Consider the following 12,296-nt stretch of genomic DNA (forward strand, 5'->3'; position numbering starts at 1 on the left):
CACAGCCCCGCATCGGTCGCCCTAGTATCAACGATGTTGGCGACCCTGCATCTCACAGGCAACGCATTCCAGCCAGTGCTCTGACTGATAGACACAATGGGAGGTGCGATGGGCGCTGAATGCAAAAAATGCCGGTCGGTCGATAAAATGCGATCTCAAGCTGCTGATTGTGCTGAAAATAGTCCATAACGGGCAAGTTTTGGGCAAACGGACCGAAAACCCATTTTTTGCGCGGGGTTACGGGTTGACACCCGGCCCAGTGACCATTAATATCCGCACCGTCTCATCGAGACAGGTAATTCCTCCTTAGTTCAGTCGGTAGAACGGCGGACTGTTAATCCGTATGTCACTGGTTCAAGTCCAGTAGGAGGAGCCAATTCCCTCGTAGTTCAGTCGGTAGAACGGCGGACTGTTAATCCGTATGTCACAGGTTCAAGTCCTGTCGAGGGAGCCATTTTAGAAAGCCCGCTTAGGAAACTAAGCGGGCTTTTTGTTATTCCGCGCCGCCCAGGTAGGCTTTGCGTACCTCCTGGTTGCCCAGCAACTCCTCACCAGTGCCGCTTAACCGGATTTTGCCGTTGACCATCACATAGCCACGATCGGACAGTTTCAGCGCATGGTGAGCATTTTGCTCCACCAGGAAGATCGTCATGCCGCTTTGCGCCAACTCCCGCAGTGTATGCAGGATCTGTTTCACGACGATGGGCGCGAGCCCCAGGCTGGGTTCATCCAGCAACAGCAGCTTGGGGCGGCTCATCAGGGCGCGGGCGATAGCCAGCATCTGCTGCTCACCACCGGACATGGTCATCGCCCTTTGCTTGCGCCGCTCCTTCAAGCGCGGAAACAAGTCGAACATGGTTTGCATATCCTGCGCCGCATGGTGATCGCCGATGGGGATGGTGCCCATCAGCAGGTTCTCTTCCACCGTCATGTCGGGGAAGACTCGCCTCCCCTCCGGCGCCTGGGCAATGCCCGCCGAGGCCACAAAGTGCGTCGATTGATGGCTGATGTCCTCACCGCAAAACAGGATCTGCCCGCTGCGAATGCGGGGCTGGCCAAAGATCGACATCAGCAGCGTGGATTTGCCGGCTCCGTTGGCGCCAATCAAGGCCACCGTTTCCCCCTGATTGACCTGCAGGCTGACCTGCTGCAGCGCCTGAATGGCGCCATAGAAGACATCGACATTACGAAACTCCAGCATCGTCTCGCTCATGCGCTGGCCTCGTCTTCGTCGGTCCCCAGATAGGCGGCAATCACTTTATCATCGTGCTGGATCTGCTCGGGCTTCCCCTGTGCAATCACATCGCCGTGATCCAGCACTATGATGTGATCCGAAATCTCCATCACCATGCCCATGTCGTGCTCAATCAACAGCACAGTGATGCCATGATGGTCACGTAAAAACCGGATGATCTTGCTGAGGGTGCGCGTCTCAACCGGGTTCAGACCGGCCGCAGGTTCATCGAGGCAGATCATCTCCGGGGCCGTGCACATGGCGCGGGCGATCTCCAGCCGCCGTTGTTGACCGTAAGACATCTCCCCCGCCAGCCGGTTGGCACAGTCCACCAGATCCACCACCTCGAGCCAGTAGAAGGCACGGTCCAGCGCGCGGCTCTCGGCCCGCCGGTATGCCGTGGTGTTGAGCACACCGGCCAGCAGATTGCGATTCACCTGCATATGCTGGGCAACCAGCAGATTTTCCACCACTGACATCTCCCTAAACAGACGGATGTTCTGGAATGTGCGGGCGAGTCCTGCCCGATTCACCAGGTGGGTGCCGCCAAACATCTTGTAGAAGATGCGCTGCCCGAGTTGCGCCGGGTTGACCCAGTCCCCTGGCTGGAATTTTTGACCCAGGATCTGGATCACGTTGGTGGTTTCATTGCGGGCGTTGAAGAAAATATTGCCGCCAGAGGCCCGGTAGAAACCGGTCAGACAGTTGAATACCGTGGTTTTGCCTGCGCCATTGGGGCCGATGAGGGCGGTGATGGATCCCCGCCGTACCTCCAGGCTCACGTCGTTGAGTGCCTTGATGCCACCAAAGGAGATCATCAGGTGCTCGACGCTCAGGATCATGTCGCTCAGTGTGTGGGGTGTCATGGCGCCACTCCCTTTCGCACCGTGAAGCCGCTGCGGTTGATGCGAATCAGACCCCGTGGTCGCCAGATCATCATCACCACCATCAAGATTCCAAACAGCAACACACGATACTCGGCAAAGCCCCGCAGCAGCTCAGGCGTGACGGTCAGCACAAAGGCCGCCAGCACGACACCTATGGTCGAGCCCATTCCGCCCAGCACCACGATGGCGAGGATCAGTGCCGATTCGAAGAAGGTGAAGGAGGTCGGATTGACGAAGCCCTGATAGGTCGCAAAAAACACCCCGGCAATGCCTGCGGTAGAGGCCCCGAGCGTGAAGGCAGAGAGTTTCACCAGTACATGATTGAGCCCCATGGAGCGGCAGGCAATTTCATCTTCGCGCAGCGCTTCCCAGGCGCGCCCGATGGGCATGCGGGTCAGCCGATGTTTGACATAGAGCACCCACACCACCACCGCCACCAGGATGCTGTAGATAAAGATGAATTTCAGGTTGGGATCATAGGTCAGGTGAAAGAATTCATGGAAGGGCACGCCGCCCTCCTCTTTTGCCCGCCGCCCAAATTCCAGACCAAACAGCGTGGGCGCGGGGGCCGAAATGCCATTCGGGCCACCGGTAAACGCCAGCCAGTTATTCAGGATCAGCCGAATGATCTCCCCAAACCCGAGCGTCACTATCGCCAGATAATCCCCGTGCATGCGCAATACCGGGAACCCCAGCAAGGCACCGGCCGCTGCCGATATCAGCGCCGCCAAGGGCAACATCGACCAAAATCCCAGCCCAAGATATTGATAACCCAGCGCAAGACCATAGGCGCCAATGGCATAGAAGGCGACGTAGCCCAGATCCAGCAGGCCGGCCAGCCCCACCACGATATTCAATCCCAGCCCAAGCAACACATAAATCAGGCCGAGGATCGCCACCGTCAGTACATATTTAGTGGCCACAAAGGGGAAACAAATTGCCAGCACGAGCACCAGTGGAATGATCCAGCGCAGCGGATTCTTGTAATCAGGCTCCCGTACATAGACCCCGCCGTTATCCGTTTCAAAACAGGCGAGCAGACGAGTGCCAGCGGCCGTGGTCAGAAAGGCGCTCATCAGAAAACGGCCGACCATGACGGCCATGACTATCCACACCAACCGTTGTCCTGCGAAATTAAAGCTGTAACCATCCAGCACCACGCCGACGATGGGGCCAAAAATAATCAGCGCCACCAAACCGGCAAGAATGGCATCCAGCGAACAGCGTTTAAACGAGAAACCCTGATGTAACATCGTTTGTGACGTCATATTTTACGCCCTCACACTTTGCTGACGATGGGGCGGCCAAGCAGCCCCTGGGGACGAAAAATGAGGATCATCACCAACAGTCCGAACGAGAAGACATCCTTGTAATCGGAATTGACCATGCCCGAGAATTGCGCCTCGGCAATGCCGAGGATGAGGCCCCCCAACATGGCACCGGGCAAAGAGCCAATCCCCCCCAATACCGCGGCGGTGAAGGCCTTGATGCCGATGATAAAGCCGACATAGAAGTCAAAGGTGCCGTAGTTGAAGGTGATCAAGACTCCGGCGAGCCCCGCCATGGCCGCCCCCATCACAAATACCAGCGAGATGATCCTGTCCGTATTGATGCCAATGATCGAGGCCATTTTTCTGTCTTGTTGTACCGCACGGCACATGCGCCCCAAGTTGGTATTGTTGATGATCCAGGTGAGCAATAGCATGCCCGCAAACGAGGCAATCAAAATAAAGACCTTGGTGTAGGTGATTTGGACAAAGCCATCGTCGATATGGAAACGAAATACCCCATCAAGCAGAGTAGGTACCCCTTGCTGACGCGGCCCTTGGCTTATTTGTGCGTAATTTTGCAATATTAGCGACATGCCGATAGCGGAAATAAGTGGCGCCAGACGGGTAGAATTTCGCAGCGGTTTATAGGCGATGCGCTCTATGGTCCAGCCATATACCCCCGTCACCACTATGGTAAATACCAGGGTGCCGAGAATAAGCAGAGGGAAGGAGTGCAACCCGAAGAAGGACAACAGTGCTAGGCCAATGGCGCTGAGATAGGCCGAGATCATATACACTTCGCCGTGGGCAAAATTGATCATGCCAATAATGCCGTACACCATGGTGTAACCAATGGCAATCAAACCGTAGACGGAACCCAGCGTTAATCCATTGATTAGTTGTTGCAAGAAGAATGCATCCATCATAGTACGCTCTCGTTATAGGCCACTGAGGCTCGCTGTTTATAAAGCGCCGACTTCCGTCGGCGCTGAGCGTTATCCACTATGTCGTTATTTGACTTCTTTATATTTTCCTTGGTCATCCCATTCATAGACCACGTAATCGGAGACTTTCAGGTCGCCCTTGCTGTCCCAGGACTTCTTACCCATCACTGTCTCAACCGTGTTTGCCTTCAGCCAGGCACTGGCCTTGGCAGAATCCGTGCCACCGCTTGCCTTGAATGCCGCGGCAATGGCTTGCACGGAGGCATAGGCATAGAGGGTGTAACCTTCTGGCTCAAATTTATTGGCCCGGAATGCCTCGATAACCGCCTTGCCGTCCGGGATAAGACGCGGATCCTGGCCAAAGGTCATGTAGATGCCATTGGTGTACTGCGGGCCGCCGGCGGCGGTGACCATCTCGGCGTTGACGATACAGTCACCCGAGAAGAACTTGGCCGACACCCCCTGCTCACGCATCTGGCGCACCAGCGGCCCCCCTTCCGGGTGACAGCCACCGAAGAACACCACATCGGGTTTCTGAGCGCCAATCTTGGTCACCAGGGCGTTAAAGTCTTTCTCGCCGCGCGACAGGCCCTCGTACATCACATCTTTCACCCCGCGCTTGGCCAGCGCCGCCTTGGTCGCGTCCGCAAGCCCCTGTCCATAGGTATCCTTGTCGTGAATGATCACCACCCGCTTGGCCTTGAGCTTGTCGACGATGAAGTCGCTGGCCACTTGCCCCTGTTGGTCATCGCGCCCGCACATGCGGAACATGTCATTCATGCCACGCTCGGTGATCAGCGGATTGGTCGAGCCCGGGGTAATGGCGATGATCCCCGCGTCGTTATACACCTCGGAGGCTGGCATGGTGGAGGATGAGCAGAAGTGGCCGACCACCGCATTCACTTTTTCCTGGTCCACCAAGCGGTTGGCCACGGAGACTGCCTGTTTCGGTTCACAGGCGTCGTCCCCCTGCACCAGCTTGATCTTCTCGCCATTTATCCCGCCTGCGGCGTTGATGTCATTGGCAGCCTGAGTCGCACCGTGCCAATACTGATCGCCATAGGTGGCGTTCGGGCCGGTGAAGGGGCCAGCCACACCGATCACAATCTCCGCCTGGGCGGAAAACGCCGTGATAAGACAGCCTGCCAGTCCAAGCGCAATGGGTGTTTTGATGAATGTCAGCGACATGATGATGTTCCTTATCAAAAGAAGCTTATCTAGGTGAGGTCGAGCGCAACTTGCACAAGACACACTCAAACCAGATCCTGTCCGGTGAGCAAATCAGGCAAGTATTTGACAGACTGGAGTATAGAGCGCTGTTTTCAGCGGCTCGGCATCACAAAGTGAAATTACGGCGGGGATCACAACTATCTGAAAATAATGAAAATGATTTATACGATGGCCTCAATATTGGCTACTTTGACCCCATTCCCAAGACCCCTTCGCCGTTTAACAGGCAGTGCGCCATCCCGCTGAGACTTTTCCCGCAGCGTTGCCGCAATGGCTGCCCTGGCCGGCCAATAGCAGTCATAATCAGCGCCAATACCCCATATCCACCCTCTGCTCAGGAAATTCCATGCGTCGATTCAATTTCATGCTCAACGGTAGCCGACTGATGATGTTCCCCTTTTATGTCTGCATCCTGGTCTGTGTTGCCCTGCTGATGGTGAAATTTGCCATGCAGCTCTATGTGCTGTGTCGCGACATCATCGACATCCACTACATGGACCTCATCACCGGGGTGCTGACGCTGGTGGATTTCGTCCTGGTGGCGCAGATGCTCATTCTGGTGGCCATCTGCGGCTATGTGCAGTTCATCCAGACCCAGGAGCAGCGCGAAGCACTTGGCAACAACTGGCTCAGCAAGATCAACTTCGCCTCCTTGAAGCTGATCGTCATCAACTCCCTGGTGACCATCGCCGGGATTGAGGTGCTCAAGGCGTTCCTGGATGACGGTGTCGGTAACGAGATCGAGATGAAGTGGTCGGTGATCGTGTTCCTGGCCTTCTCGCTGGCGGCGCTCATCTATGCGATCACCGAGCGCCTGGCGGATCACAAGTAGCTCAGCCTTTGTTTTCATTCAGGGTTTATTCATCAGAGAGAGAATTGATAACTCTTTTCATTGCGGTTACCCCATTGTAAACTTGCTCCCCCGGACTGAATGTCCGGGCGTTGGAGCCTGTATGACAAGCCTTTCTCTCTCACCACGACATTTTTGGCGATGGCTGGCCTATCACCATCAAGCCGCCGAAGGCAGCCTCTACCTGATGTTCTTCTCCGGGCTGCTGTTGTGGGAACCACTGACCCCACTCTGGTCACTGGCTCGCTGGAATCTGTTTCTCCACGTCATGCTCTCGCTTTCCCTGTTCCCCCTACTGTTTGGCGCCTTCTGGCTCTCTCATCGTCGCCTGCTGCGCCACAGCCACAAGCCGTTTCTGCGCACCACAGGTCAAATCATCGAGATCCTGTTGCTGGCCTGCCTCGGCAGCGGCCTGGTGCTCGTCCTGCACGGCACGCCAGGAGACAAGTTAGGTGCATTGGCAAGCTGGGTTCACTGGCTCAGCGCCCTGTGTCTCACTCCTCTGGTCTTGCGTCACGCCTGGCGCTGGACCCTGCTCAAGTGGCGTCCCTGATCCATGTTGAAGTCACTGATTTCCTGTCTGATCCTCGGCCTCTCACTGCTGGGGGCTCCGCTGACCCAGGCCCAGCAGATGGGCTCTGCCCTGCAAGCCTTTGACCAGCAAGGTGCCCCGCGCCTGCTCAGTGCCAACCAGGGTACGGGCTCCATCACGCTGCTGGCGCGAGATAGCGGCGAGCGGCTCAAGGAGGCCAGCTTTGGCGGCGATCTGCGCCAGCTGGCGCGAGCCGACGATGGCACCTTGTTGGTCACTGACTACAGCGGCGATCGCCTGCTGCTGCTGGATGACGATCTCGATCTGAAGAAAGCCATTGCCACCGGTCATAGACCCTATGGCGTCATCTTCGATCCCAAGCGGCGCTGGTTCTGGGTCACGCTGTTCGAGGCGGCGCGCCTGCAAGCCTATGATCTGAAAGGGACTCTCGTGCTGGATGTGGCGACCGCCGAGGCCCCACGCGGGTTGGCACTCACCGATGACGACCGCCTGCTGCTGACCCACGCCATGACGGGGCAGCTCGCCATCTACAGTCTGAAAAACCTCGGCAATGCCCCCACGGCCGCCGCCCTCGCCAAGCCCAAACTCATCACCCTGGCCGAGACCCACAGCGACACCCCAAGCGACTCCCAGGGCCTGCCACGCCTGCTCGATGGGATTGCCCTCTCCCCCGACGGCAGCGAGGCCTGGCTGCCCCACGTACTCTGGAGTCTCGATCATCCCTTCCAGTTCCAGAGCACCGTCTTCCCGGCGGTCTCCATCATCGATCTGGACAGCGAGACGGAGAGAGTGGATGAACGTAAACAGCTGTTCTTGCAGATAAACCTGCCAAGCGTCGGCAACCGCAGCCAGATCGTCTCCAACCCCTTCGCAGCCCGCTTCGCCGCAGACGGCAAACGGGTCTACCTGACCCTGGCGGGCTCCGAGGATCTGCTGGTGTTTGATCTGTCGCGCAGCGGCAAACAGAACAGCAACCGTCACCGCCGCAAGAAGTTCCAGGGCGGTGCCAAGGCGACCCAATTGCTGCGCCACCTGCCAGGCCAGAACCCGCGGGATCTGCTCATCGACGGCGACCACATACTGGTGCACAACGTCATGAGCCAGGATCTGACCCGCCTCGCCAGCGGCGGCAGCGGCCCCTTCGCCCGGGTCACGGTGGACAAGCCTCACTTCGCCCAACTGGTCACATCCGATCCCCGCCCTGCCGCCCTCAAACGCGGCGAGCGGCTGTTCAACCTGGGCAACACCCTCGGCAGCAGCAGCGCCAATGGCCGCTTCCCCATGGCGGGGGACAACTGGATGAGCTGCAACTCCTGCCATCTGGACGGGTTCAACTTCACCAACAAATTCCTGATGCAGGCTCACCGCCAAGCCAGTAAAGATAACGCCATCAATGGCCACGCCAACCTGACCAACATGGTGGCCGGGGACTTTATCGGCGAGTACCTGCGCATGACGCAGCAAACTCAGGGTGGCATGGGCCATGATGGCCGCGATGGCGCGCAAGCAGTGGATCCCGCCAATCCCCCCACCGAGGTCAAGGCCATGATGGAGGACCTGCATGCCTTCGTGACGGCGGATGGCAACCTGCCCTATCTCGCCAACTGGCTGCGCCTCGACACCCCGCGCACGGATCCGGCCAAGGCGCCGACCTCCCATCCGAAGGAGTGGCTCAACTCCGCCTCCTGCCAGAATTGCCACCAACAGGCCTTCGCCGACTGGAGCGACAGCAACCACAGGCTGATGGGTAACTCCCACCCCTACTACAAGGCGGTGCAAGCGCTGGCCAGACAGACCGAGGGGGAGGCCTTCGGTCAGTGGTGCCAGGGCTGCCACATGCCCCAGCAGGTGATGACGGGCCAGACCGACTTGCCCAAGGGCTCCCATATGCTGGAGCAAAGGGGCGCTTCGCTTATCGCAGCGCACAAGGCGGGCGAGCCCGTGGTCGAGGAAGGCACCGGCTGCCTGCTCTGCCATCGCATCACCAGATTGGAGGACGCCGGCGGTAACAGCGCCTTCACCGTCAATCTCAAAGACCGGGAAAGCTATGTGTTCGAGGATGCCCCCGGTGGCAGCGTTCGCCACTGGCTGGCCGAGCGCCAGATCAACGCCCGCCCGGCCATGCACAAGGCGTCTTATCAGAAGGACTTCTATCAGGACGCGGCGCTGTGCAAGTCCTGCCACAACGAGTTCGCCCCAGGCACGGGCGCCAACATCGTCAACACCTGGGATGAGTGGCAGAACTCGAGCTTCGCCAAGGCCGAGGATCCGGCCAAGCGCCGCACCTGCATCGACTGCCATATGAACCCGGAGCCCGGCAACGGCGGCGCGGCTGTGTCTGGCCAGTCCACCGAGAACGGCACCGTAAAGACGCGCCTCTATCGCCACAACTTCACCGGTGCCCAGCACCAGCTGGTGGGGCTGCGCAATCCAAGTCTTGAGCAAGAGAGCCTGGCGCTGCTGCGCTCCAGCGCCACCCTCTCCGCCCGTATCGAAGCGCAAAATGAACAACAAGCCCTGGTGGTGCGGGTCGCCAACACCGGCGCTGGCCACGCCCTGCCCACCGGGGTCGCGGATTTTCGTGAGCTATGGCTGGAGCTGACCGTCACCGATGCCAACGGCCAGGTGGTGCTGAAAAGCGGCCAACCGGTGGACGGTGCCGTCCCCGAGGACGCCAGACTGTTTCGCAAGGTGTTCGGCGATGCCGAAGGCAAGCCGGTGGGGCTCAAGTTCTGGCGCTACGCTAAATTGTTGGAAGATACCCGCATCCCGGCCGATGGCTGGCGCGACGAAGCCTGGCCCCTGCCGGCGGATGCAAAAGGTCCCTTCCAGGCCGATATCAAACTCAATTTCCGAACTTATCCCAAGTGGGTCAACGACATAGTGCGCGCCAGCGAGCCGCAGTTGCCCGAGCCCCCCATAGTGCTACTCAACCGGCTACAACTGTCACAGTTACAGCCGACTCAATCCTCTACCGACATGGAGCATGAACGCTGATGTTTGCAAGTTTCCTCATTACCCTGCGCGAGGGGCTGGAAGCCTTCCTGCTGGTCGGCATCTGCCTCTCCTACCTCGCCAAGCTGGGGGCGAGTCGTTACAACAAGTTCATCTATCTGGGGGTGGGGCTGGGTCTGCTCTCCTCCCTGGCGGTGGCCTTCCTGTTCCAGGTGGTGGTCAGCCAGTTCGAAAGCGAGCGCTACAACCACCTGCTGATGGCGGGGATCCTGATCTTTGCCACCCTGGTGCTCACCTACATGGCGGTCTGGATGCAGAAGCAGGGCAAATCCCAGGTAGGCACCATGAAGGCCCAGATTGACGCGGCCATCGACGGCGGCAACCTGTTTGGCCTGGTGCTGCTCGCCTTCCTGGCGGTAATGCGGGAAGGCTTCGAGACTGTGCTGTTCTTCTCGGCGCTGATCTACTCGGGTCAGGGGGTGGATCTCCAGTCCGGTCTGACTGGCGCACTGGCGGGGCTGGCCCTCTCCCTGCTGCTGGTGTGGATGCTGCTGCGATCCACTCGCAAGGTGGCGCTCGCCCCCTTCTTCCGCTGGACCGGCCTGCTCATCATCATCATCGCTGCCGGCCTGCTGTCGTCTGCCGTCAATATGCTACAGGCGGCGGGGGTCATCACTCTCTGGACTACCCCGGTGTTCAACATCAGCCATATCCTCGACGATAGAGGCGTATTTGGCACCTTCTTGCGCGCCCTGTTCGGCTACAATGCCTCCCCGGCCGGCCTGCAACTGGCCACCTGGCTGACTTATCTGGCGGTCTTTGTGACCATCTGGTATCGCAACTACAAGCCGGTTGAAGCCAACAAGGCATAAGTCACTTTTTCAGTAGCGGGGCCTGCGGGCCCCTTTTCTCCTTGTCTCGTGGATAGCGTTGGATTGTGATTGATGGGCGATAACAGCAGTAAAAAAATGGCCGTGCTGGGCGCGGGTCCGGCCGGTCTGATGGCGGCCTGGCGTCTGCGCCAGGCGGGCTTTGCGGTCACCCTGTTCGAGCAGGAGAACGTGGTGGGCGGCATGTGTGCCACCCAGCGCTTCGCGGGCAAGGATGGCGATTATCGCTTCGACTACGGCGGTCACCGTTTCATCACCAAGAACCCGGAGCTGCTCTCCTTTATCGACGAGCTGATGGGCGACGATCTGCTGCATGCCGAGCGCAAGAGCGTTATCCGCTTCGCCGGACGCACCTATGACTACCCCCTCAACCTGCCAAATCTGCTGAAAACGGCGCCGCTCTCCCTGATGGCGGGGGCGGTGAGGGATCTGCTGCTGTTGCCCTTTGCCAACAAACCCACCGATTTTGCCAAGGCGAGCTTCGCCGAGTGGATCCAGAGTCACTTCGGTCGCACCCTCTATCGCCAATTCTTCGAGGGTTATACCGGCAAGCTGTGGGGCATCAACCCGGATCGGCTCTCCGCCGACTGGGCCGGTCAGCGCATCAGCCTCATCGATCTGAAAGACGTGGCCCGCCGCCTGCTGCCAAGGCGCAAGGGCAACCTCTCGGTGCGTACCTATGCCCGCAAGTACCGCTACCCCAAATATGGCTTCGGCCAGATCTTCACCACCCTGGGGGAGCGGCTGGTCGCAGAAGGGGTTGAGCTCAAGACAAGCGCCACCATCACTCGGCTCGTTCAGGCCGATGGCCGCATCCAGAGAGTGAATTGGCAGCATGATGGCGTGGAGCAGAGCGAGGCCTTCGATCAGGTGATCTCCACCCTGCCGCTGCCGCTCACCTGCCAGCACCTCGGTCTTCCCTGCGAGCTGCACTACCGCGCCCTGCGCTTCGTCAATATGCCGCTGAATCAGGAAAACCTGTCGGACAACACCTGGCAGTACCTCTCGGATCCGCACATCCTCGCCACCCGCTTGCAGGAGCCGCGCCGCCGCAGCCCCTTTATGGCGCCCGCAGGTAAAACCTCGGTGATGCTGGAAGTCCCCTGCAATCCGGGGGATGAAACCTGGCATGCGCCGCTGGCCAGCCTGCGCGAGCGAGTCAGCCAGGATCTGGCGAGCCTGGGGGTCGATACCACCCGGCTCGGGGAAGAGACCTTCGAAGCGCGCAGTGAATATGCCTACCCGCTGATGGATCTCGGTTATCAGGGACGGCGCGATGCAGCCATCCAGCTGTTGATGCCCATTGGCAACCTCATCATGAGCGGCCGCCAGGGGACTTTTCGTTACATCTTCACCGACACCGCCATGGAGATGGGGCTGATGGCCGCCGACATGGTGATCGACGGGGTGGACAGACGGCACGCCATCTTCAATCATCGCAACGAAAATACCGTGATCGAGACCCAGAGTGTGGCCTGACAT

The 12,296-nt window shown here is 59.0% G+C and carries 10 protein-coding genes and 2 tRNA genes; 7 read left to right on the forward strand and 5 right to left on the reverse strand.

Annotation, left to right across the window (positions count from 1 at the left end):
* Positions 1-300: 300 nt before the first annotated feature.
* Both BN1137_RS09355 and BN1137_RS09360 read left to right on the forward strand, forming a co-directional pair.
* Positions 301-376: transfer RNA gene (locus BN1137_RS09355), tRNA-Asn, on the forward strand.
* A 2-nt stretch (positions 377-378) separates the two neighbouring features.
* A tRNA-Asn gene (locus BN1137_RS09360) sits at positions 379-454 on the forward strand.
* A gap of 39 nt (positions 455-493) precedes the next feature.
* Here the strand turns inward: BN1137_RS09360 and BN1137_RS09365 are convergent.
* From BN1137_RS09365 to BN1137_RS09385, 5 genes are all read right to left on the reverse strand, one after another.
* Positions 494-1,213, reverse strand: coding sequence for an ABC transporter ATP-binding protein (locus BN1137_RS09365; RefSeq protein WP_050718339.1), 720 nt, complete (start codon positions 1,211-1,213; stop codon positions 494-496).
* On the reverse strand, positions 1,210-2,100 hold the full coding sequence (locus tag BN1137_RS09370; RefSeq protein ID WP_050718340.1) for an ABC transporter ATP-binding protein: 891 nt from the start codon (positions 2,098-2,100) through the stop codon (positions 1,210-1,212). The genes BN1137_RS09365 and BN1137_RS09370 overlap by 4 nt, the downstream gene beginning before the upstream one ends.
* Positions 2,097-3,389 (reverse strand): high-affinity branched-chain amino acid ABC transporter permease LivM, encoded by a 1,293-nt coding sequence (livM, locus tag BN1137_RS09375; RefSeq protein ID WP_050718341.1) that lies wholly within the window; start codon positions 3,387-3,389, stop codon positions 2,097-2,099. The genes BN1137_RS09370 and livM overlap by 4 nt, the downstream gene beginning before the upstream one ends.
* 11 nt (positions 3,390-3,400) lie before the next feature.
* Positions 3,401-4,318 (reverse strand): ABC transporter permease subunit, encoded by a 918-nt coding sequence (locus BN1137_RS09380; RefSeq protein ID WP_232306916.1) that lies wholly within the window; start codon positions 4,316-4,318, stop codon positions 3,401-3,403.
* 84 nt (positions 4,319-4,402) lie between these two features.
* Positions 4,403-5,524 carry a branched-chain amino acid ABC transporter substrate-binding protein gene (locus BN1137_RS09385; RefSeq protein ID WP_050718342.1) on the reverse strand — a complete coding sequence of 374 codons (1,122 nt, stop codon included), beginning with the start codon at positions 5,522-5,524 and terminating at the stop codon, positions 4,403-4,405.
* A 388-nt stretch (positions 5,525-5,912) separates the two neighbouring features.
* On the opposite strand from BN1137_RS09385, the gene BN1137_RS09390 reads away from it, so the two are divergent.
* The 5 genes from BN1137_RS09390 (at position 5,913) to BN1137_RS09410 (ending at position 12,293) form a co-directional block, all read left to right on the forward strand.
* The gene (locus tag BN1137_RS09390; protein ID WP_050718343.1) at positions 5,913-6,398 is read left to right on the forward strand and encodes a YqhA family protein; all 486 of its coding nucleotides are present in this window, start codon (positions 5,913-5,915) and stop codon (positions 6,396-6,398) included.
* 121 nt (positions 6,399-6,519) lie between these two features.
* Positions 6,520-6,969 (forward strand): hypothetical protein, encoded by a 450-nt coding sequence (locus BN1137_RS09395; RefSeq protein WP_050718344.1) that lies wholly within the window; start codon positions 6,520-6,522, stop codon positions 6,967-6,969.
* A 3-nt stretch (positions 6,970-6,972) separates the two neighbouring features.
* The gene (locus BN1137_RS09400) at positions 6,973-9,966 is read left to right on the forward strand and encodes an NHL repeat-containing protein (protein WP_050718345.1); all 2,994 of its coding nucleotides are present in this window, start codon (positions 6,973-6,975) and stop codon (positions 9,964-9,966) included.
* Positions 9,966-10,796 (forward strand): FTR1 family iron permease, encoded by an 831-nt coding sequence (locus tag BN1137_RS09405; protein WP_050718346.1) that lies wholly within the window; start codon positions 9,966-9,968, stop codon positions 10,794-10,796. The genes BN1137_RS09400 and BN1137_RS09405 overlap by 1 nt, the downstream gene beginning before the upstream one ends.
* Positions 10,797-10,868: 72 nt before the next feature.
* A complete protein-coding gene (locus tag BN1137_RS09410; protein ID WP_050718347.1) occupies positions 10,869-12,293 on the forward strand; it encodes an FAD-dependent oxidoreductase in 1,425 nt (474 codons plus the stop codon).
* Positions 12,294-12,296 lie beyond the last annotated feature (3 nt).

This window comes from Aeromonas tecta, from assembly GCF_000820185.1.
Taxonomy (GTDB): Bacteria; Pseudomonadota; Gammaproteobacteria; order Enterobacterales; family Aeromonadaceae; genus Aeromonas; species Aeromonas tecta.